A 22,886-nucleotide genomic window follows, 5' to 3' on the forward strand; every position below is an offset into this window, starting at 1 on the left:
TGGCACGGCCGGATACCTCCGCGGGGGCGTTTCCACCGATCGGCCGAATGCTCGTGCCGCGCCCCCTGAAGGCGCGAGCCGCTGCGGCGAAAGGGTCACGGCGTGACCTCTCGTCACACGCTCGGTGCCTGTTCCGGGGCCCATCGATCACCCGTTCGCGACCCTGCTGATGCGTCTTGACAGAGCTAGGCTGCCCCGTGGATCGTGAATAACTGATTCGTCAGTCAATTTAGGGGTGCGAGATGGGGCGGACCGTCAGGGACGGGCTGCGGCTCACGGCCGAACAGGAGCAGTTCGTCGAGCTGGCCCGCGAGTTCGCCGCCGCGGAGATCCGCCCGCGGGGGCGCGCCGTCGACGAGGCCGACATCGAGTCGCCGCTCGACGTGTGGGAGAAGGCCTCGAAGCTCGGGCTGACCTCGTTCATGATCCCGGAGAAGTTCGGTGGCGGAGGCGTCACCGACCTGCTCACCCAGGCGCTCGTGCAGCAGGAGCTGTGCCACGGCGACATCGGCATCGGCAACCTGCTCACGTCCAACGGCTTCTTCAGCGCACCCGTCGAACACCTCGGCTCGCCCGAGCAGCAGGAACGGTTCCTCAGTCCGCTCGGTACCGCGGCGCCGCCGCTGACCGCCGTCGCCGTCACCGAGCCCGGCAGCGGGTCGGACGCGGCGAGCATCCGGACGTCGGCACGGCGCGACGGTTCCGGGTACGTCCTCAACGGACAGAAGACCTGGATCTCCAACGCCCCCTACGCCGAGATGTTCGTGATCTTCGCGACGGTGGACCCGTCGTTGCGGTCGCGCGGTGTCACGGCCTTCGTGGTGCCCCGGGACACGCCGGGGCTGACGGTCGGGCCGCCGTTGCGGAAGATGGGGCAGCGGGCGATCGTCAACGCCGAGGTGTTCCTCGACGACGTGCGCGTGCCGGTCGAGAACCGGCTCGGTGCCGAAGGTCAGGGGTTCGCCGGCCTGATGCGGACGTTCGACGCCTCGCGGATCCTCATCGGTGCCGCCACGACCGGGCTGGCGCGCGCCGCGCTGGACTTCGCCTCCGACTACGCGCGCGAACGGGTGCAGTTCGGCGTGCCGATCATCCAGCACCAGGCGGTGGCGTTCCGGCTCGCCGACATGGCCACGCGCGTGGACACCTCGCACCTGCTGACCGTGCGCGCGGCGACGTTGTACGACGAGGGGCACGCGGTGGCGCAGGAGTCCGCGATGGCGAAGCTCGTCGGTTCGGAGAACGCCATGTGGTGCACGCATGCGGCGGTGCAGACGCTGGGCGGCTACGGCTACTCGCGCGAGTACCCCGTCGAGCGCTGGATGCGGGACGCCAAGCTGGAGGAGATCGAGGAAGGCACCTCGGACATCCAGCGGCTCATCATCTCCCGCGGTGTCGGTGCGAGATGATCTTCTCCGACCCCTCGTCCGTCGCCGTGGTGGGGGCGAGCGACGATCCCGCCAAGTGGGGGCACTGGCTGGCTCGCGGCGCTCTGGCCGGACGATCACGACGTGCCGTGCACCTCGTGAACCGCGGCGGCGGCCCGGTGCTGTCGGTGCCGACCGTGCGGTCGCTGTCGGAGCTGCCCGAAGCGCCGGAACTCGTCGTGCTGGCGGTGCCCGCGGCGCACGTGCCCGCCGTGGTGGACGAGGCGCTGGCCGTCGGCGTGCGCGGGTTCGTCGGCATCACGTCCGGCATCGACGAGCGCGTGATCGGCCGGATCCGGGCGGCGGGGGCGCGGCTGCTCGGGCCGAACTGCCTGGGCGTGTTCGACGCGGCGACGTCGTTGCACCTCGCGTGGGGACGGTTCCAGCCCGGTTCGCTCGGGGTGGTGTCGCAGAGCGGGCAGGTAGGGCTGGAGATCGCGGGGCTCGCGGCGGCGTCCGGCCTCGGGGTGTCGCGGTTCGTGTCGGTCGGCAACCAGGCCGACGTGACGGCCGCGGAGGCGTTGGTGGACCTGGTCTCGCACGACCTGACCACGGTCGTCGGCGTGTATCTGGAGAGCTTCGGACCGGGGGTCGTCGCGGCGATGTCCGAACTGCGTGCCGCCGGGAAGCCGGTGGTGTTGCTGACGGTCGGGTCTTCTTTCGTCGGTCGTGAAGCGGCTCGCTCGCACACCGGTGCCCTGACATCCTCTTTGGACGTCGTGGACGCGGCGTGCCGTCGTGCCGGTGCCGTGCGGGTGGCGACACCTGCCGCCCTGGTGGACCTGGCGGCGGTCCTGTCCTCGCGCGTGCCGTGCGGGCGGCGGGTCGGGATCGTCTCGGACTCCGGCGGGCAGGGAGCGATCGCGGCGGATCTGGCGGTGGCGGCGGGACTTCTGGTGCCACCACTGTCCTCAGTGGACGGTCTGCCCGCGGTTGCGCGGAACCCGGTCGACCTGGCCGGGGCGGGGGAGCGGGACCTCTGGAACTACGCCCGCGCGGTGGAGGTGCTCGCGCGCGGGGGCGAGGTCGACACCGTCGTGTTGTCGGGTTACTTCGGCAGCTACGGAGCGGACACGCCGTCGCTGGAGGCCGCGGAGGTCGCGGTGGCGTCCCGGACGTGCCTGCTGGCCAGGGAAACCGGCGTGTTGGTCGCCGTGCACAGCATGTGCCCGGACTCCGCGGCGGTGCGGACTCTCCGGGCCGGCGGCGTGCCCGTGCACCACACGATCGAGCGGACGGTGACCGCGCTCGGTGACGCGGCCCGGCTCGGTGCGCTGTGGTGGGCGGGCGGCGGACGGGCGGGCGGCCCGGAATTGTCGGTGCCGGCTGGGAGAATTGAATCAGGGGACCCCTTCGGAGGGGACCCCTGCGTGAGCCTGCCGTACCAGGCGGGCTACCTCGCCGCACGCGAGCTGCTGAGCTTCGTCCGGTTCCCCAGGGCGCACGCCGTCACGAGCGCCGCCGAGGTCAAGGCCACGCCCCTGGACGGCCCGTACGCGCTGAAAGCCGACTGGCTGGCGCACAAGAGCGAGCACGGCGGTGTGCGGATCAACCTCACCGACCCGGCCACGGCGTTCGAGGAGATGGAGACCAGGCTCGGCCCCGGCACCTACGTCCTCGAAGAGATGGACACTCGAGAACACACCGTGGAGCTGATCATCGGCGCGCGGCGGGACCCCTCGTTCGGCCCGGTGGTGCTCGTCGGCGCGGGCGGCGTCCACGCGGAGCTGGTCAAGGACACCGCGATCGAGCTCGCACCCGTGACACCGGCCACCGCACGGGAGATGCTGGCCCGCCTCATCTGCGCCCCGCTCCTGTCCGGCTGGCGCGGCGCCCCCGCGACCGACCTGGCCGCGCTGGCCGAGGTGATCGCCCGGATCTCCGCCACGCTCGCGGCCAGATCCGACCTGGCCGAGATCGAGCTGAACCCCGTCCGCGTGGGTCCCGACGGCGTGATGGCGGTCGACGCGCTGATCATCCCTTCGGGGGACGCGGTGAACGATACGAGCGGACAACGCGTGGCATGAGCATGACCGTTCCTCGCATCAGCGGGGGTGACGCGCTCGTGCGCGCACTCGTCGCGCACGGCACCGAGCTGCTGTTCGGCATCCCCGGCACCCACAACCTCGGCATCTACCGCTACCTCGCCGAGCACCACGTCAAGCACGTGACGCCCCGCCACGAGCAGGGCGCCGGGTTCGCCGCCGACGGCTACGCCCGCGTGACCGGCAAGGTCGGCGTCTGCCTCACCACGAGCGGCCCGGCCGTGCTCAACGCGCTCACCGCGGTGACCCAGTCGTACTCCGACTCCGTACCGGTCCTGCTGATCTCGCCGGGCATGCCCCTGCGCCACCCCGGCCGAGGCAACGGCACCCTGCACGAGGTCAGGCACCAAAGCGCCGCACTGGAAGCCGCGATCGGCTACTCGAACCGGGTCCACAGCGTCGCCGAGATCCCGCTGGCCGTGGCCCAGGCGTTCGCGCACATGACGTCCGGCCGCCCCCGCCCCGCCCACCTGGAGATCCCGCTGGACCTCATCGACGCCGTCGACAGGGCGAGCGAGGTGGCCCCGGTCCTGGTGGCCCACCCACCGGCGGACGCCGTCACCATCGCCGCGGCGGCCGGCCGCCTCAACGCGGCGGAAAAGCCGGGCCTGATCGTCGGCGGCGGCGCGAAGGGCGCGGCCGAGGAGATCACCGCCCTGGCCGAACGCCTCGGCGCCCCGGTCGTCACCACCGCCAACGGCAAAGGCACCTTCTCCGAACACCACCGGCTCTCCATCGGCGCGGGCCTGCACCACAAAGCCGTGGCCGAGTTCGTGGCCGAATGCGACGTCGTCATCGCCATCGGCACCGAACTGGCCTCCACCGACCTCTGGAACGGCCCGCTGAAGTTCACCGGCGACCTGATCCGCATCGACGTCGACCCGGCCCAGATGATCACCAACGCCCTCCCGGACTACCGCCTCGTCGGCGACGCCCAGGCCACCGTCGCCGCCCTCGACCAACGCCTGGGCAAGGCCAAGTCCACGCAGGACCCGGCAAAACGCGCCGAACGCTGGCAAAAGCTCTTCCGCAAACACGCCCGTGCCCAAGGCGCCGCCTGGCTCCCGCTCGTCGAGGCCATGCGGGAAGTCCTCGCCCCCGGCGCGATCGTCGCCGCCGACAGCGCAATGGCCTGCTACTACGGCACTTTGTCCAACCTGCCCCTCGAAGGCCCGGCGAGCTTCCTGTACCCAACCGGTTTCGGCACCCTGGGCTACGGCCTGCCCGCGGCCATCGGCGCCAAGATGGGCGCCCCCGACCGCCAGGTGATCGCCCTGCACGGCGACGGCGGCGTGATGTTCACCCTCCCCGAGCTCGCCACCGCGGCCCAGGAACGCCTGCCGCTACCCGTGATCATCTGCGACAACGGCGGCTACGGCGAGATCCGCCGAGAGATGGTCGATCGCAGCGAACCGGTGCACGGCGTGAACCTGCCCGGCGTCGACTTCGTCAAGGTGGCCAAGGGGCTCAACTGCCACGGCGTGACGGTGGACGACGAGGACCGGTTCGCCGCGGCCCTGCGCAAGGCCTTCACCGCCGACCGTCCGACCGTGATCCACGTGGTGGGAGATCTGGCGGGCGCATAAGTCCTTGTTTTGTCCACAAATGACCTCCGGCGCCGTGGGACCATCCCCCGATGGCGGATGACGACCTCTCCGGCAACTCCATCGGCGTGAGCCGAGGCATCGCGTTCCAGGCTCACACCGTCCACGGCAACGTCTACGTGAACACCAGCCCGTCGCCCGATGACGAGCCGCCGTGTGATCCTCCGGCGACCTGGACGGAGACCACCGATCTGCCCGCCGCGATCGCTCAGTTGCTGTGGGCGCAGCAACAGACCGCTGATCTGTTGCCGTACCAGCTTCCCGGCGCCCGCACGCCGGCGCTCGGCACGATCTACGTGCGTCAGGACCTGGGCGGCGCAGTTGAGGACGCACCCACCGCCCATTCGAGGCCGGCACCGATGCTGGACGAGAGCGGCAGGCTGGTCGAGACCCCGGTGGTGAAGCCGGTCCGGGTCGCCGTCCGCCCTCCGTCGAAACAGCTCCGCGCCGCGCTCGACGCGGACTCGCACCTGCTCGTCCTGGGCGGCCCGGGCCAGGGCAAGTCCACGCTGACCCTGCGCCTCTGCGCCGACATCGCCGGCCACTGGACCGTGCGAACCGACGCCGACGCGCCGCTGCGTGAGCCGGTCATCCCGCTCCGGGTCACCGCTCGCACTCTTGCCAAACACCTGGGCAGCTCGTTCCCTCAGGCCTTGGCGGACAGCGCGTTCGCAGAGCACGGTCGTTACTTGTCCAACGGCCCGCTGGACCCCGCGCTGTTCGCCTGCCGCGTGGCAGGCTGCCGTTGGCTGCTGCTGGTGGACGCGCTCGACGAGGTCACCGACAGCGCGCTACGGGCGACCCTCGTCCACACGCTGTCCGCCTGGGCTTCTCGCGACGCCTACCGCGTCCTGCTCACCACGAGGCCGACCGAAGGCGGCGCACTGGCCGCCCTGCAACGGGCGGGGGCGCCGCGCTACGAACTGCAACCGTTCGACGCGGAAGCCTTGCGGCGCTTCGCGCACAACTGGTTCGAGGAGATCGGAAACGACCACGCCGACCGCTTCCTGCACCAGATCCGGGAAGCACACCTGGGCGAACTGGTCGAGGTACCGCTCCTCGCCACCATCGCCGCGATCGTCTTCGAGCAGCACAGCGATCGCCCGCTGCCCGGCAACCAGTACGAGCTCTACGAGAGCTATCTCAGCTTCATCAGATCACCCCATCGCGTTGTGGAGGCCTTCGAACGGCATCGCGGCGCTCTCGTCGAGCACCTGGGCCGCATCCGTTTGACGACCGAGTCGTCCTTGGCCGTCGCCGCACAGGACTGGGCCCTGCGCAACGACGTGCACGAGATCGACGGTCTCGTCGCCTACCTCCTGAACGTCGGACCGTTCATCAAGCGCGGCAACGACATCGCGTTCCTGCACCAGAGCTTCGCCGAGCACGTGGCCGCGACGGGAAGGGCACGCGAGCTACCACCGGAGTTCACCCCGGAGCATCAGGACTTCGCCGAGCTCCTGCACGAGGCCTACCCAGAGGAAACCGGGGTCTTCGCCAGGGCGGTGTTGTTGCACTACGCGCATCTGCACACAGGTGAGGCAGATCGGATGCTGCGTTGGCTGCACTCGGGCGGATCCGAGGAACATCTGCTCGCCGCCCGCTTGCTCGCACGGCACCTGCCGGCCGGTCGGCCGGCGGTGGAGGAGTTCCTGGTGGCCGTGCGGGCGTGGGCGATGACCACCCGGTACCCGGCGCGCTTGATCCTGCGGGAAGCCAGCCGTGCGACCCGGTACGCCGGCTTGATCGAGTGGCTGGCAGACCTGATGCACTCATCCGCCGCGCCGCAGGAGTCGAAGGTGGAGGCAGCCGTCGCACTGGCTGTGAGACTGCGCTGTGCACACACCGATGCCGCGGTGGTGTTGCTCAAGTCCGTGGTCGACGACCGTTCGGTCAGCGTGGATGACTGCCTCGTCGCTGCAGAAGCGTTGGCACACAGTGGGAGCAGCGATCGGGAGGCGGCCGAGCGCGGTCTTCGCGCGGTGTTGACGGATCCGAACTCCTCCGGCGCCGACTGTCGCAGCGCGGCGGTGGTCCTGTCGGCGTTCGACCCGGACTCGCGAGCCTTCGCGATCTCGGCGCTCGAACGTCTGGTGTCCGATGCGGACACACCCGTTCTCGACCTGGTGGAAGCGGCCACCGGCTTGCTGGAGATCGAACCCGAGTTCCACGACCTTTCTGCCAGGGTCTTCCTCCAGGTGCTCGAAGATCAGGCGAACACCAAGACCGGCAGACACAAGGCGACCGTTGGTCTGGCGTCGCTCGGGCTGAGAGAACAGGCCGCCGAGGCATTGCTCGCGACTGCCACCAACCGCCGGTTTCCCAGCGACTTCAGCGCCAACCTGTTGGCAATGCTCGCGCTGCTGGGTCCACTGCATCTCGCCGAAGCCCGCGAGCGGGTGCTGGCCGAACTGGATGAGGAGTTCGCGTCATCCTTTGACCGGCTCATCCTCGCGCCGGAACTCGCACGTCTCGGTTTACGGGAACGCAGTGCCGCTGTGCTGCGCGAGGTGCTCGCAGATCCTGCGACCATCTGGAACCACTTCGGCGCCGCCGCCAACTACCTCGCCGAACTCGGCCCCGCCTGCTACGAGGAAGCGGCTGCGCACATCGAGGGCGCTCTGGGGAGCATGCCGCCGAAAGGGTACGACTACGCGTTCGAACTCAGGACACTGGCCGGTCTCGGCGAGTCGCACAGGAGCCGTGCTCTGGAACGCATGAACGCGCTGCTCGCCGATCCAGGCGCTGATGCGGAAACTCGGTGCCAGGTGGCCTCTGACCTGGCGCAGGCCTCACCGGAGCGGCACGCTGACATCGTCCGGCATCTCATGGCGATCATCCGGGCGGAGCCGGATCCATCGGTGTTGGTCAAGGCTTGGGATGAGCTGTTCTCGCTCGGACCCGAGCTGTGCGGTCAGGCCAAACTCGCGCTCGTCTCATTGGCCCGCAAAGCGTACGACGGCGTCGATGCTCCTCGCACGCTGGGATGGATGTTCAGTTCGTGTGGAGCTGCTGATCGGTCGATGGCTGCGAATGTCCTGGTCGATGTGGCAACTGATGAGACTCGCGGCGTGCGCACACGAGTATCAGCTGTGCGTGGGCTCCAGCGACTGGGGCGAGGATTTCATCGGCGCGCGGCGGAGCTGCTGTGCGACCTCATCGAAGCTCGTCTGCCCGTGAACCTGAACATCGCCGCCTCGGGGTTCGTTGACAGTGGTCCGGGTGTGCGCGCGGTTGTGGTGCGTGCATTGCACCAAGTGCTTCACGTTGAGCGCCCGAATTCGAGCCGTGCGTGGTTCGCAGTGCAGGCGTTGGACCACCTCGGCCATCGCCCGCAGCACGAGGTGCTGCGGGCAATCGTTGCCGACGAGTCCGCGCTCGTTTGGCGGCGGACGGAGTGTGCGTTGATGCTCGCCGACGAGGATGAATCTTTCCTCTCGGCCGCGATGGACCTGCACGAGAGGGTGGCGGGACAGATCGCGATCACGACTTGGCGCAGTCTCGCGGCGAAGGCAGCGCGGGCCGGCGCGGACGTTCATTCGCGGTTGCGAGCGATGCTCGCCGACCCGGCCAAGAACAGCGGAGCCAGGGCAGCTGCGGCGTCCTTGCTGGGAGCGGAAGGACTCGGAGAACTTCGCGCACAGGCTGATGATCCCTATCTGGACGTCGAAGCTCGTAGCGACGCCTGGCGTTTCCTGGCAGCTGCCGATCCGGTGACATTGGCCGAGGCGGTCGCCTTTCACCGGACGAGGATGGACGACCCGGACGAGTCGATCCGGACCCGGTGCGTGATGGCGTTGGCGTTGGTCAAGCTCGACCGCTCGTTCACCAGTGCTGCGATATCGGCGCTGTGGCGATGGGCGGAGTCACCGCTGCTCGACGCAGGGGATCGGGCCCGTGCGGCGCTCCGGCTCTCCACCCTCGACGAGCCGTTGTCGCGGAGGCTGTTGCAACTCGTCATCGGCTTGTGCGGTGATCCTGGTCTGCGAGGCGACCTGGGTGTCCGGCTGGCGCGCGTGCTTCCCCGTCCGCACCGCACGGACGTCGAACGTGCTCTGCTGACCGGCTACTCCGAGAAACTCCGCGATCGCATGCCGGTCGCGGACGCCTGGGGAGACATACCGCTGCGCCGTGAGGCCGAGGTGGTCGTCCGGGACGCTCTCACCGATCCGGCGAGCAGTCGAGGGGAGCGTGTGCACGCGGCGGTCGAGCTCGCGAGACTGTCCGAGCAACTCATACCGGAAGCCGTGGAGATCCTGTTGGCCGACGGCTCGCCCGTTGCCCTGTCCGACGCCGCGGACTTGGGGGAGTGGCCACAGGTCCTCGGGCGGGTGCTGGACGAATCACTTCCGCGGCGCCACCGCGTGGCGACAGCTTTGCGACTCGGCGGCAGGTCGAGCGTGAGTGCCGTCCGGGACATGCTTGCCCGGCAGCCGTGCACGTCGTGGCGTGACCGGGTCGACGTGTTGGCCTGTCTGGAGAACTACGGCGAGTTGCGGACGTTGAGGGACGACCCTTCGGGTGCGCCTGTTCAGCGCTGGTGGGCGGCGAGCAAGCTGGTCGAGCTCGCTCCGGCTGACCGGGCGGCCGCGGCCCAGCTCTACCGCGACCTCGCGACAGATCCGGTTGGGCGACCTCCGCTGAGGCTGCGGATAGCGCGTGATCTGGCGAAGCTTGGTGTGCAGGGGCGTGCTGAGGCCGTCGTGATCATTCGCGGCATCGCGGCGGATGAATGCCTTCCGGTGCTCACCAGATCGGGGGCGGCGAGGTGGCTGAGCGATGAGGTGCCCACCAGCCGCATGGAGGTGGAGGCGATCCAACGAGAGTTGGTGGCGGCGGCATCGACACATCTGCAACGCATCCACGTGTTGCGCTCCATCAGTCGCGGGCCGTCGTGGGACGCGATCGACGAACTGCTGTCGATGGTCGCAGACCGTGAGCTGACGCCGCGGGTCCGGCTTTGGTGTGCGCGGAGTGTTGTGGAGCAGCGCAAAGACCTTCGTGACAGGTGCGCTGTGGTGGCAAGGGAAATCAGTTTCGACGTCGAAGCACCGTGGCACATCCGTGTGCGTGCGGCCACGTGCCTCGCCCGGTGGAGTGAGCTGATGCGGGAGGACGCACGAGCGCTGCTGGTCCGATTGCGCGATTGCCCGGCCCGATAGGTTCTCCTGCAGCGACGTGAGGAGGCCTCGATGTTGGCTGTGCTGGCACTGGTGGCCGCGCTCGTGCCGCCGCCCGGCCCGGTCACGATCACCGTGGAGAGCACGACCGGCCCGGGCTGCCCGGCCGGCACCACCACCGTCGCCATGTCGCAGGACAACGAGGCCTTCACCATCAACTACAGCGACTTCCTGGTGCAGGGCAACGGCAGCGAGGCCAAGAAGAGCTGCACGATCACGCTCCGGCTCAACCACGCGGCCGGGTACACGTACGGCATCGCGGCGACCGACTACCGCGGGTTCGCGAACCTGGCGGAAAAGAACAAGGGCGTCGTGCGCAACGACTACCACTTCCCGGGGTTCCCGACGCGGCACAGTTCACGGACGTTCCAGGGGCCGATGAGCGACAACTGGCAGGTCACCGACACGCCGGACGGGGTCGTGCACGGGCCGTGCAAGGACCGCAAGCCGTTGACCGTCGAGACCGAGATCAAGGTCACCGGCAAGGGGAATACGAGCTTCATGACCATGGACTCGACGGACAGCAGCGTGAGCACCACGTACCGGCTGTCGTGGCAGAAGTGCGCGGAATAACAAGCGCGCCGTTGACGTTGTCTGCTACAGTCCGCTTGTAACGGCAGTGCGCACCAGGCGCACGTGAGTCCGATCAGCTGCTGGACCATCTCAGCTCCGCAGCGAACGCCCCCGGCTTCTGACGGTCGGCGGATCCACATCAGATGCGGTCGAAAGAGCATCTGCGAGCAGCTCTCCTCCAGGCACACGGCCCGGAGTCGATGAAGCGCGTCTCACCCAACCCTCCTGAAAGGACAGACCGATGCACATCGGTGTACTCGACATACGCAACCACAAGGCTTTTCTCGTTGACGGACCGCAGGTGCCGCAGAGCCTCGTCAAGCAGCACGACCTGCGCCGCGGCGACCAGATCAGCGGGGAGGCGCTGGACGGCAAGCTCGTCAGCGTCGACACCGTCAACGGGCGCAAGCCGCACCGCAGGCCCAGGTTCGAAGAGCTGACGCCGCTCTACCCCAACGAAAGGCTCCGGCTCGAACACGATCCCGACGAGCTGACCGGCCGCGCGATCGACCTGGTCATGCCGGTCGGCAAGGGGCAGCGGGCGCTCGTCGTCGCGCCTCCCAAGGCCGGCAAGACGATGGTGCTGCAGCAGATCGCGCAGGCCATCGCCAAGAACAACCCCGAGGTCCACCTGATCGTCACGCTCGTCGGCGAACGGCCGGAGGAGGTCACGGACATGCGGACCACCATCCCCGGCGAGATGTTCACCTCGACGTTCGACGAGCACCCCAAGGAACACATCGCCACGGCCGAGCTCGCGGTCGAACGGGCCAAGCGGCTCGTCGAGGACGGGCAGGACGTCGTGATCCTGCTCGACTCGCTCACGCGGCTCGGGCGTGCCTACAACCTCGCCGCGCCCAACGGCGGGCGCATCCTGAGCGGTGGGGTCGACTCGACCGCGCTCACGCCGCCGAAGAAGTTCCTCGGTGCGGCGCGGAACATCGAGGAAGGGGGCAGTCTCACCATCTTCGCCACCGCGCTCGTCGAGACCGGGTCGCTGGCCGACACGGTGATCTTCGAGGAGCTCAAGAGCACCGGCAACGCCGAGCTGAAGCTCGACCGCAAGGCGGCCCAGAAGAGGATCTACCCCGCGATCGACCTGCACCAGTCCAGCACCCGCAAGGCGGAACTCCTCGTCAGCAAGGAAGAACTCGCCATCACCGACGCGGTGCGCCGGGCCATGGCGGACCGCGAGGTCGACGTGCTGCTCGAAGGGCTGCGCAAGACCCGCAGCAACGCCGAGTTCCTCATCCAGATGTCGAAGTGAAGTCCCGCCGCGGCTCCCGGTCCGCCGCACGCGTGGGCGCCCCCAGCGCGTAGAACAGCAACCCGATGCCGACCACGATCAGCAATGGCACCACCTGCGACAACGTGTAGGCGGTCCGCTCACCGGCGAACGCCGAGGGCAGGTTCAGCGGCCAGATCAGCACGACCACGGTGAAGGCCACCAGCCCGGTCGTGACAACCGTTGTCAGCCCAGCGAAAGGCGCGCGGAAGGGGCGGGCGACGTCGGGCAGGCGCCGCCGCAGCACCAGCATCGACGGGAAGATCAGCAGGTAGCTGATGAACGTCGTCGAGATCACCAGCGCGAGCCCCGCGGTGAAGTACTTCTCCGAGTCGCCGCCGGTCAGGTTCAACGCCGTCACCAGCACGGCAGAAGCCAGGAGTCCGGAAAGGACGTTCACCCGAAGCGGTGTGCCCAGACGTGGGGAAAACCGTCCCAGGTAAGCGGGTCCGGCACCGTCGGCACACGCCACGGCCTGCGCCCGGTGCGCGCCGATCTCCCACGAGACGCCGGAGGTCAGCACCCCGACGATCAACCCGGCCGCGCACACCGACCCGAGAACCGCTCCCGCACCGGTCAGCGTCACGGTGCCGTCCGGGGCGACCGACCCGCCGTACACGGTCAGCACCTGCTTGGCGGCGTCGATGAACCCGCCCAGCCCCTGGATCCTCGAAGCGGGGACCACCAGCAGGATCCCGAGAATCGGCCCGCCGTAGAGCAGGAACGACGCGGTGCCCGCCCGCAGGATCGCGAACGGTACGGTCCGCTGCGGATCGTTCATCTCCTCCGTCGCGGCCGAGGGCAGCTCGAACCCGACGTAGTTGAAGATCAGCACGGGCACCAGCGCCACGAACCCGGCCCAGGTCGGCACGAAGTCACCGCCGGACAACGGTTGTACGCCGTTCTTCACCGCGTACACCACGACGGAGACGCTGAAGAACCCCAGCAGCACGATCCGTGCGAGCGCTCCCGCGATGGGCACCCACTTGCCGATCCGCAACGACGCCGCGACCGTGAGGACGCCGGTCCAGACGAACACGAGCCCCGCGACGTGCTTGCCGGCCAGGTCCAGCGGCAGGAAGAACTTCTCGAACGTGGTCAGCGCGATGATCGCCAGCGTGCCGCCGTTCCACAGCGGGTTGGACAGCCAGTACAGCACCTGGTTCACGCCCGCGGCGAGCCGCCCGAACGCGAGCTTGGTCCACACGTAGGGGCCGCCCTCGACCGGGAACGCCGTGCCGAGCTCGGTGGTCAGGAACCCGTACGGCAGGAAGAACACCACCGCGAGGATCACCATCCAGACGAGGCCCTGCGGACCGTTGGCCGCGACGCTGCCGATCGTGTCCAGGCCGACGAGGGTGCAGAGCAGGTAGAACGTCACGTCCACCCGGCGCAGCGACTTGCGCAGGTGGGTGCGTTCGCTGAGCCAATTGCCGCTGAGAGGCTGTACCTCGCTCACGCGTCCTCCAGATGGTTAACTGATCCGTCAGTCAGTTATTTGGACGGACCATGTGACCGCGGTCATAGGCTTTAGTCAAGAGGTGTGTTCGATGAGTTATCTCCAGGTCGCGTGGACCGACCCGGCGACCCAGGCACGTGGTTACCTCGTCATCGACCGGCTGGTGCGGGGGGTGAGCAGCGGCGGCCTGCGGATGCGCGCCGGCTGCACCCTCGACGAGGTGCGCGGGCTGGCCGAGGGCATGACCGCCAAGGAGGCGCTCAACTACGACCCCGGCGCGCGGTACGTGCCGCTCGGCGGTGCCAAGGGCGGCATCGACTTCGATCCGTACGATCCACGCGCCGAGGAGGTCCTCACCGCGTACCTGTTCGCGATGGCGCCCTACATCGAGCGGTTCTGGACGATGGGGGAGGACCTCGGGCTGCGGCAGTCCACGATCGACAACGCCATCGAGAAGATCGGGCTGCAGTCGTCGATCCAGGCCGTCTACCCGCTGCTGGACGACGAGCAGAAGGCCCGTCAACGGCTCGCGGACGCCTTCGCGGTCGACGTCGACGGCGTCAGTCTGGACGAGCTGGTCGGCGGCTACGGCGTCGCGGAAGCGGCGCTGGCGGGCATCGAGCATCTCGGTCTCACCGAACCGACGGCGCTGATCCAGGGCTTCGGCTCGATGGGCGGCGCCACCGCCCGCTACCTGGCCAAGGCGGGCGTGAAGATCGTCGGGCTGGTCGATGTCAACGGTGTCATCGCCAACCCCGACGGCCTCGACGTGGAAACACTCCTGCTGTCCCGGGACGCGCAGGGCGGCATCGACCGCGCCCGGCTGCGGCCGGGGGACGTCGAGCTCGACCGCGAGAAGTGGCTCGACGTCGAGGCGGACGTGCTGGTCCCGGCCGCCACGAGCTACGCGATCAACGCCGGCAACGCGCACGCCGTGAAGGCCAGGCTGATCGTCGAGGCCGCGAACATGCCGGTGACCGAAGAGGCGGAGGAGATGATCGACGCGCTGATCATCCCGGACGTCGTCGCGAACTCCGCCACCAACTCCTGGTGGTGGTGGACGCTGTTCGGCGACATCGAGGCCAGCGCGGAGTCGGCGTTCGCGAAGATCGGCGCGAACATGCGCCGCCTCGTCGGCAAGATCATCGACGCACCGTCGCCGCGGCAGGCCGCCGCGGAGATCGCGGCGGCCGCGGTGCGGGAGATCGAACGCAGGTTCTGAGCGCGTCACGCCTGTGCCCTGGTGGGAGCACCCTCGTACCGGGTGTGCGGCAGCAGGTGCTCCTGCTTCATGATCACGCTGTGGGTCGCGGCATACGTCCCTTCACCGATGTTCGCGCCGTACAGCGGAACCGTGCCGTGGGCCAGGGTGGAGTTCGCGCCCACCACGACCCGGTCGGTCTTCAGGACTCGGTCCTCGAAGGTGTGCGCCTGGAACATGGCGTTCACGGTGGCACCGTCGTCGAACTGGAGCATGTCCGGGTCGACGACCTGGGCGAACCCGTCGCCGAGCACCACCCGCTTGCCGATCTTCATGCCCATCCGGCGCAGGTACACCGCGAGCAGCAGGGTGCCTTCGAGGGGCGCGAGCGTGCCGCTCGCGATGAAACCCCAGGCGACGTAGAGGAAGTCCCACCGGCTGCACCAGCACGACCACAGCGGGTGGATGCCGGGCTTCACCTTGCCCAGCAGGAACCACTTCATCGCCAGCACGATCAGGCCCGGCAGCAGCGCGACGCCCAGCGTCACCGCGGCGACGCCGACGGTCAGGAAGACCATCGGCGGCAGGGTCTTCGCCACGACCGCGATGCCCCAGAACCACGCGGTCGTGATCACCAGCGGGGCGACGGGCAGGGCGAACCGCAGCCATTCCCAGAACAGCCGGTTGATCCGCCGGATCAGCGACGGCTCGTGGGTCAGCGACCGGTCGACCTCGACGACCTCGCGCTGCGGCAGCTCGAACGCCGGATGCCCGAACCACGAGCTGCCCTGCCGCACGACCTTGTCGTCGGCGACGGTGCTGATGCCGATCAGGATGTCGGAGGGCAATCGTTGCCCACCGGCGATGACCGCGTGGTTGCCGAAGAACGTCCGCTCGCTGATGTGCAGCTCCGCCAGCGTGACCGCGCCCCGCTGGATGCGCGGCCCGCCCAGGTAGATGCCGTCGGCGAAGAACGTGTCGGGCCCGATGTGGACCAGCTCGGGCACCACGTCGATGATCGTGCTGATCTCGCAGCCGCGGCCCACGTCCATGCCGGCCCAGCGCAGCCAGGTCGGCCAGTACAGGCCGCCGGACAGCCACTTGTTGGCGGAGTCGACCAGTCCGGCCTTCAGCCAGATCCGGATGTAGGCGGGACTCCAGCGGCTGATGACCTTCTCCGTCACCCTGCCCAGCGCCCGCGCGACCCCTGCCTCGAACGCGACCGTGATCATCAGGGTCAGGCAGGTCAGTGCCGCGACCACACCGAAGAAGGACGGGTGGCTGAACGGGTTCGTGAGCACGACGAGCAGCGCGTCGAACGCGAGGCGGTAGTAGAGGACCACGCTGACCGTCGTCAGGGTGGCGGGAAGGGCCAGCACCCACGCGAGCAGCGTCCTGGACACCATCATCGCGATGCCGTGCAGGGTCGGGGAGAAGAGGCTGCCCTCCTGCACGGGCACCGGCGGAAGTGGCGCCGGCCCCACCGGCTGGGCCGGCACGCCGTTCCACATCTCACCGTCCGGAATGGACTTCCCGGCCGGCAGTGACGACAGCGCGCTGAGCCACGAGTCGCGTCCCATCCGGGAGCCGGGGCCGAGGCTGCCGCGGGTGTCCACGGTGGCCCCGTCGCCGATCCGGACCGGGCCGACGACGAGCTGTCCGTGCTCGAACTGGACCAGTCCCAGATGGGCGTCCTGGCCGAGCGTCACGTCGTCGCCGATGTCGAGCAGGTCCCAGCCGCCCTGGGTCAGGTTGACGCCGCGGTGGATGTGCACGCGCTGGCCGATCCGGGCGCCGAGCGCGCGCAACGCCATGCACTGGAACTCCGTGCCGGCGATGCTCTTCCACGGGATGATGCGCACGACGTTCTGCACGATCCACATGCGCACGCGGAGATCACCCCACGCGGGCGCGCGCGTGGGCTTGTACTGGCCGATCAGCATGCGTTTCATCGACACGGCGATGAAGACGGCGATCGGCGTCCAGACGAGGCGCAGCGGCGCGAGGAGGAACGGCACGATGATCACGAGCGGCAGCAGCCCGATGAGGCGCGCCGCCCACGGCAGGAGCTCGAAGGCGACCAGGTAGGCCACGGGCGCGAGGATGAGCAGTTCCAGCAGCAGCCACCACGACTGCTCCACGGTCACCGAGGCGGCGTCGCGCGCGGAGGCCACCAGGGGTTCCGGCGCGGGCTCCTGCCGCGCCGGTGCCTGGCCGCCGGACCCGACGAGCTGCGCCAGCCCGTTGACGGTGCGCGCCTGGTAGACGTCGCGGACGGTGATGGCCGCGGTGATGGGGTTGGCCCGCAGCTTGGAGATCAGGATCGCCGCCTGCAGCGACGTGCCGCCGAGGTCGTCGAAGAAGTCGTCCTGCCCGGACAGGCTCTCGGTGGCGAGGTCGAACACCTCGCAGATCGCGACGGCGATCGACATCTCGACCGGGTTCATCCGGCCGGTGTCACCGCGGGCGCGGCGGCGGCGCTCGGCGGAGGTGAGCGTCGGCAGGTCGGCCCGGCGCAGCTTGCCGCCCGCACTGCGCGGCAGCTCGTCGATCAGGCCGAACACCGCGGGCACCATGTAGGACGGAAGTTCCGCGCGCAGCCTGCTCCGCAGGCTCTCCACGTGCGGCGGGCGATTGCGGTCCTCCACGACCAGGTGCGCCGCGATCGCCTGGGACGGGCCCTCGCCCTGCACGCAGCACGCCGCCTCGCGCACGCCGTCGCAGCGGGCGAGGACGCTCTCGATCGCCTCCAGCTCGATCCGGTACCCGCGCACCTTGACCTGGGAGTCGATCCGGCCGTGGTAGAAGAGCGTGCCGTCCGGCTCGGCGTGCACGAGGTCGCCGGTGCGGTAGATCCGGCCGACCGTCGGGTGGTCGGGGAACTTCTCGGCGGTGAGCTCCGGCAGGTTGAGGTAGCCGATCGCGAGTCCGGTCCCGGACATGCACAGCTCGCCCTGCTGTCCGGGTGCGACCGGGTTGAGCTGCTCGTCGAGCACCCACGCCCGCGCGCCGGGCACCGGGCGGCCGATCGCGATGGGTTGTCCCGGCACGATGTCCTGACGCAGGCAGGTGACCGTGCACTCGGTGGGGCCGTAGCCGTTGACCATCCGCCGGCCGCGTGACCACAGCTCGGCGACGTCGTCGGGCAACGCCTCGCCGCCGACGTAGAGCAGCCGCAGGTCGGGCAGCGCGGTCTGCGGGTCAGGGCACGCGGCCGCGCGCAACAGGGTCGGCGGTGGGCAGAACACGGTGACCCGCTCGTTGCGCAGCCACGGCACCACGTCCGGGCCGAGCCGGACCGTCTCGTCGTCCATCACCACCACGGTCGCGCCGGACGCCAGGGCCATCCAGGTCTCCTCGACCGAGGAGTCGTACGCGGCCGACGAACCCTGGGCCACCCGGTCGCCCGGACCGAGACCGAACTCCATCAGGTCGGAACTGATCAGGTTGGCGATGCCGGCGTGCCCGACCATGACGCCCTTGGGCCGGCCGGTCGTACCGGAGGTGTAGATCAGGTAGGCCAGGCCCTCCGGCGCGGGCGGGGCGTCGACGACCGACACCCTCGCCATCGGGCTGTCGACCCTGATCACCGCGCCGCGGTAGCCGACCCGCGCCGCCCGCTCGGCGCCCTCCGCGTTGGTGACCAGCACCTGGGCGCCGGAGTCGGTGAGGATGTGCCGGACCTGGTCGTCCGGGAACGCCGGGTCGAGGCACACGTGCGCGGACTTCGACCTCAGCACCGCGAGCTGCGTCACGTACAGCGCGACGGACGTGCGGGGCAGCATGATCGAGATGACGCGTCCGTGCCCGACCATCCGCTCGAAGGCCCCTGCCACGGCACTGGACTTCTGCAGCAGCTCCGCGTACGTGAGCCGACTGCGCTGCGGACGCCCACTGGCAGGAGGGACGTCCACAGCGATGGCATCCGGCCACTGGCTGGCCGCACTGTCGAAGAAGTCGACGAGTGAGACCGTCGAGGTCCGGACGGTGGCCGTCACCGCGTTTCCGCGGAGAGGTGGGCGGCCAGCCACGGCCGCAGCCGCCGGCGCTCCTCACCGGACAGGTGCCGGAAGCCCTGGACACTGCCGGTGCACCCGGCGCTGCCGCACCGGCAGGCGAACGGCTCGGCCATGTCGAATTCTGTGGTGTTGTAGTTGAACGTGATGTCCTGTCCGAATTCGACTGGTTTCAGGCTGATCACCGCGCGCCCCCGGATGAAAACCGTCGGTTCGCAGCTGTGGTTCATGAAGCGCCAGTAAAAACGGTCGAGGATTGCCTCGAAGTCGTATTCGCCGGGAACGTCCACGTGGGTCTCGCGGCCGACCTGCACGGTGTAGCGGGTCGGGGTGGTCGTCAGCTCGCCCTCGACGGTGAACAGCAGCTCTCCCTCCGCGATCGGGCGGTTCGCGACCAGCCGGTACTCACCGTCAGCGCGGACGACGGCTACCGCGCTCTGCACACTGACGCGCTCTTCTACAATCACGTGGACTCCCGGATCGTTGATTTCCGCCTGGCTCTACGTGGGTAGTACGGAGTGGAGTCGCTAAAGGTTCACCCGGTCGAAGCGATTGACAATCCGGCGGAATTTCGCATTCGGATGGACATTGTGTCAAGGATGTCCGGTCGCGTCGTGGGCGCAGAGGGCGGCGTGCAGCGACGCCCGCACCCGCGGCGAGTCGAGGTCCGCGCCGAGCAGCTGGCCGATCCGCTTCAGCCGGTCGTACAGCGCCTGTCTGGACAGGTTCGTCGCCGCGGCCGCGTCCGTCTTGTTGCCACCGCTGTCCACGTAGGACCGCAAGGTGGCGATCAGGTCGGCGTGTCCCGGCTGCAGCAGCGGGCCCAGCTCCCGTTCGACGTGAGCCTGCACGCGCGGGTCGTCGCGGAGGAGGTACATCAACCCGTGCAGCCCGAGGTCACGCAGCTGCACGTACGGCGCGTCCCAGGGGCCGCCGCTCGCGGCCGCGGCCACCTGTTGTGCCTCCACCAGCGCCTTGCGCGCGTCCTTGACCGACGTCACGGGCTCGCTCGCCGCGACGATCACCGGTGCCCGTCGCAGCACCGCCTCCGCCAGCCGCCTCAGACGTGCGTGGACGTCGTCGTCCGGCCGCAGGGCCAGCAGCACGGCGAGCGAGCCGCCGTCGAGGGCGGCGTGCAGGCACACCAGGTCCTGGAGGAGGTCGCCCACCTGGCCCGTCAGGCCGCGGACGACCACGGCCACCAGCACCGACTCGTCGAGCGGCACCCCCAGCGCGCGTGCGCGGGCGGCGAACTCCGCGGACAGGAGGTCACCGGTCAGCAGGCCCGTCAGCAGCGCCTGATGGGCCCGCGACCGCGAGTCCTCGTCCTTGTGCGCCAGCAGGTCCAGTGCGATCACCTCGGCGGCCCGTTCGGCGAGGACCACGTGCGTCGTACCCGGTTCAGGGCATCTGACCAGCAGCCTGCCCCATTCGACCGCTCCCGCGCCGACCCCGGTGACGAGCCATCCCGTGCGGTCCCAGCCGGTCTGTCCACTCACGACGATCTGCCGGGACCTCAACTCCCAGCCGGCGATCAGGTCCGGGTCCGCGTCCGCCGGTGCGAACGCGATGACCTGGTGCGCGGTGTTCTCCAGCACCACCGGGCACCTGGCCATGGCCGCCGCGTGCGACACCACGGTCAACGCGTCCGCGCCGGCCCGGGCGAGCTCGGTGAAACGGCGGTGGATCTCCTCGCAGCGGCGTGACTCGGCGAGCCGGCCTTCCGCCACGAACGCGAGCACGGCCTCGGTCACCCAGGGCACCTGGATCTCGCGCCGCAACCGCACCAACGGCAGTTCGAGCCGTTGTGCCGTGTGCACCACGTCGTCCGGCAGCTCGGTCTCGCACCCGATGACGACGCCCGCGACGCCGGTAGCGACCAGGTCTTCGAGCCACCGCACACCGTCCGGTGGCAGCGCGCCGTCCGCGACGAGCAGCAGCTCCCCGGACCGCGGCCGGTCGGCCACGTGCACCCAGCGCACGGCCCGGCCGAGGTTCGGCACGCCGGCCAGCACCGCCGGCTCGCCCCGCCGTACGCCGTCCAGGTCGAGGATCTGCTGGATGGTGGGCAGCGTCGTCAAGCCGGATCTCCCGTGCGCTCCAGGTCGAAGACGATCACCCTGCTCCGCGCGCTCCCGGCACACCATCCGCCGACCGGAGGGGCCACCCCCGCCACCTGTCGTGGGCCGGTCACCCGATGTGCCCGGAACACCGGGCAACGCGCCCACTCCCGGAACGTCACTGGACAAGGAGACGGGGACGGGGAGAAGGGGGAGGTCGATGCGGAGCACACGACTGATGCTGGCGTTGCTGCCGATGGCGGGCTTGTCGTTGACGGCCTGCACCACCGGCACGACAGCGAGCCCGACGACGCCCACAACGGTGAGCAGCACGCCGCCACCGACCACGACGACGACTCAGCCGGCCTGCCAGCCGCGGCACCTGAAGGCCGAACCCGCCGTGGCGACCACCACCGCGACTTCGGTCATCGTGCAAAGCGCGGTGAAGAACACCGGCACGACCACGTGCGTCATCCAGGGCTACCCGCAAGTGGCGATCACCGGCCTGCCGCCCGCGACCGGGAACTGGCCGCACGAACAGCTGACGGTGACGAAGATCGGCCCGTCCTACCCGGTGACCCTGGTACCGGGCGACGGGGCCGCGCTGCTGCTGACCTTCAAGCGGTGCGAGGCCGGTCAGCCGCCGGCCGAGCAGGGACCTGTGCTGCTGGTGGGAGTCCCGGACGGCGGCATCCAGATGACCATGCAGGACAACAGCGACTTCGTCGGATGCGGTGACGTCGTCGAGGCCGCGGCCTTCGCGCAGCACCTGCCCTGAGCACTCGAAAATGCGTTGCACGGCGACCTGACGGTTGGCCATTGTGACGATCATGTGGTCCTGACCCCGTGAGCAGCTCACCCGCACCCGTGTGGACGGTGCGGGTTCTTCCGCACGCCTCTCACTTCTGGGGAATCACCGAATCACATGAGCTCTCTTCGTCATGCCCGAAACAAGTCGCTCTGGGTCGTCCGCGAGCTAGGACTGCCCGCCGTCGTCAAGACCTGCGTCTCCTGCGGGCACACCCGTCACCACGCGACCGGCAAGATCCGCGTCAACGCCAACGGCAAGCAGCTCGACGTCTGGTTGCTGATCGGCTGCGAGCGGTGCGACCGCACGTCGAAAATCCCCGTCCACGAACGGGTGCACGTGTCCGCGCTCGACCACGGGCGGCTGGTCCGCTTCGAGCACAACGACCCGGCGATCGTGCGCGAGCTGGTGCACGCCCTGCCCCGCCTCGACTGGACCGGCACGTGGGAACTGGAGACCGACCTGCCGTTCTACGAGATCGAGCAGGCCGGTGAACCGCTGGAGGTCTTCGTGCGGTTCGAACTGCCGGCGCCCATCAGGGTCGAGAAGCTGCTCACGCGCGGATTCGGCCTGAGCCGACCGGCGGTGAAACGCCTGGTCGGCCAAGGCCGGATCCGCCTGCCGCTGGCACCGGACGCCAGGGCCCGCGCGGACTTCACGTTTCAGGCCAGCGGGCCGAACAGCCACGCGCCCGGACCGTCCGGGTCCTCCGAGAAGTAGTAGGCCCTGATCGCGGCGAGCAGGTCGTCGGTGCTCACCAGGCCGTCACCGTCGTGATCGAGCCGGGCGTGCACCGCGCGTGCGTCGGTGGAGCGCAGGCTGACCAGCGCCTCGCTCCACCGCACGTACTCGTCCACGCCGAGGTGGCCGTCGCCGTCGTGGTCGGCGACGGCCACCAGCGCGTCCAGGAACGGCAGGTAACTGTCGTCGAACGACTCCGGCCGCCCGATCAGCCGCTGCGCGAACGCCGTCTTGTACTCGGTGAGGCTGATCCGGTCGTCGTCGTTGGTGTCGGTCACGGCGGCGAGGTGGTCCCACACGCCCAGCTGCTGCTCGTGGAACCGCCTCGCCCGCACGTCGTCGTCGCTCAGCCCGAACGCCGCGGTGGTGCGGGCACCGGCCTGTTCGAAGTCCGACCGTTCGACGTACCCGTCCCGGTCGACGTCGTAGGTCTCGAACCTGCGGGTGAGCTTGCGGTCCAGGAACGCCGTGATCTCCATGCCCTACT

The 22,886-nt window shown here is 69.4% G+C and carries 13 protein-coding genes and 1 pseudogene; 9 read left to right on the forward strand and 5 right to left on the reverse strand.

The window, feature by feature from the left end; genetic code table 11:
- Window positions 1-242: 242 nt before the first annotated feature.
- The 6 genes and pseudogenes from ACWEIJ_RS13290 to rho form a co-directional block, all read left to right on the forward strand.
- Window positions 243-1,409 carry an acyl-CoA dehydrogenase family protein gene (locus ACWEIJ_RS13290; protein ID WP_449837406.1) on the forward strand — a complete coding sequence of 389 codons (1,167 nt, stop codon included), beginning with the start codon at window positions 243-245 and terminating at the stop codon, window positions 1,407-1,409.
- Window positions 1,406-3,454, forward strand: a complete 2,049-nt coding sequence (locus tag ACWEIJ_RS13295; RefSeq protein ID WP_449837407.1) for an acetate--CoA ligase family protein — start codon at window positions 1,406-1,408, stop codon at window positions 3,452-3,454. The genes ACWEIJ_RS13290 and ACWEIJ_RS13295 overlap by 4 nt, the downstream gene beginning before the upstream one ends.
- Window positions 3,451-5,058, forward strand: coding sequence for a thiamine pyrophosphate-binding protein (locus tag ACWEIJ_RS13300; protein WP_449837408.1), 1,608 nt, complete (start codon window positions 3,451-3,453; stop codon window positions 5,056-5,058). Before ACWEIJ_RS13295 ends, ACWEIJ_RS13300 begins: the two co-directional genes overlap by 4 nt.
- Before the next feature lie 50 nt (window positions 5,059-5,108).
- Window positions 5,109-10,238, forward strand: a complete 5,130-nt coding sequence (locus ACWEIJ_RS13305; protein ID WP_449837409.1) for an NACHT domain-containing protein — start codon at window positions 5,109-5,111, stop codon at window positions 10,236-10,238.
- Window positions 10,239-10,268: 30 nt separating this feature from the next.
- Window positions 10,269-10,829, forward strand: a complete 561-nt coding sequence (locus ACWEIJ_RS13310; protein WP_449837410.1) for a DUF4360 domain-containing protein — start codon at window positions 10,269-10,271, stop codon at window positions 10,827-10,829.
- A 250-nt stretch (window positions 10,830-11,079) separates the two neighbouring features.
- Window positions 11,080-12,096: pseudogene (gene rho, locus ACWEIJ_RS13315) on the forward strand (transcription termination factor Rho); the annotation flags it as partial.
- On the opposite strand, the gene ACWEIJ_RS13320 reads toward rho, so the two are convergent.
- Window positions 12,077-13,573: an APC family permease gene (locus ACWEIJ_RS13320; protein ID WP_449837411.1), complete on the reverse strand. Its 1,497-nt coding sequence runs from the start codon at window positions 13,571-13,573 to the stop codon at window positions 12,077-12,079. The pseudogene rho and the gene ACWEIJ_RS13320 sit on opposite strands and share 20 nt — an antisense overlap.
- Window positions 13,574-13,664: 91 nt before the next feature.
- Here ACWEIJ_RS13320 and ACWEIJ_RS13325 point away from each other — a divergent pair, with 91 nt between their 5' ends.
- Window positions 13,665-14,795, forward strand: coding sequence for a Glu/Leu/Phe/Val dehydrogenase dimerization domain-containing protein (locus tag ACWEIJ_RS13325; protein WP_449837412.1), 1,131 nt, complete (start codon window positions 13,665-13,667; stop codon window positions 14,793-14,795).
- A 5-nt stretch (window positions 14,796-14,800) separates the two neighbouring features.
- Here the strand turns inward: ACWEIJ_RS13325 and ACWEIJ_RS13330 are convergent, their stop codons facing one another.
- The 3 genes from ACWEIJ_RS13330 to ACWEIJ_RS13340 all read right to left on the reverse strand — a co-directional run bounded on the left by ACWEIJ_RS13330 (window position 14,801) and on the right by ACWEIJ_RS13340 (window position 20,871).
- Window positions 14,801-18,772 carry an amino acid adenylation domain-containing protein gene (locus ACWEIJ_RS13330; RefSeq protein WP_449837413.1) on the reverse strand — a complete coding sequence of 1,324 codons (3,972 nt, stop codon included), beginning with the start codon at window positions 18,770-18,772 and terminating at the stop codon, window positions 14,801-14,803.
- On the reverse strand, window positions 18,769-19,257 hold the full coding sequence (locus ACWEIJ_RS13335) for an SET domain-containing protein-lysine N-methyltransferase (protein WP_449837414.1): 489 nt from the start codon (window positions 19,255-19,257) through the stop codon (window positions 18,769-18,771). The genes ACWEIJ_RS13330 and ACWEIJ_RS13335 overlap by 4 nt, the downstream gene beginning before the upstream one ends.
- 126 nt (window positions 19,258-19,383) lie before the next feature.
- A complete protein-coding gene (locus tag ACWEIJ_RS13340; protein ID WP_449837415.1) occupies window positions 19,384-20,871 on the reverse strand; it encodes a PucR family transcriptional regulator in 1,488 nt (495 codons plus the stop codon).
- Between the two features lie 199 nt (window positions 20,872-21,070).
- Here ACWEIJ_RS13340 and ACWEIJ_RS13345 point away from each other — a divergent pair, with 199 nt between their 5' ends.
- Both ACWEIJ_RS13345 and ACWEIJ_RS13350 read left to right on the forward strand, forming a co-directional pair.
- Window positions 21,071-21,628 carry a DUF4232 domain-containing protein gene (locus ACWEIJ_RS13345; RefSeq protein ID WP_449837416.1) on the forward strand — a complete coding sequence of 186 codons (558 nt, stop codon included), beginning with the start codon at window positions 21,071-21,073 and terminating at the stop codon, window positions 21,626-21,628.
- A 147-nt stretch (window positions 21,629-21,775) separates the two neighbouring features.
- Entirely contained in the window at window positions 21,776-22,378 is a 603-nt protein-coding gene (locus ACWEIJ_RS13350) for a DUF1062 domain-containing protein (RefSeq protein WP_449837417.1), read from the forward strand.
- Here ACWEIJ_RS13350 and ACWEIJ_RS13355 read toward each other — a convergent pair.
- On the reverse strand, window positions 22,321-22,878 hold the full coding sequence (locus ACWEIJ_RS13355; protein WP_449837418.1) for an EF-hand domain-containing protein: 558 nt from the start codon (window positions 22,876-22,878) through the stop codon (window positions 22,321-22,323). The two genes, ACWEIJ_RS13350 and ACWEIJ_RS13355, sit on opposite strands and share 58 nt — an antisense overlap.
- Window positions 22,879-22,886: the final 8 nt, after the last annotated feature.

Source organism: Lentzea sp. NPDC004789 (assembly GCF_053601075.1).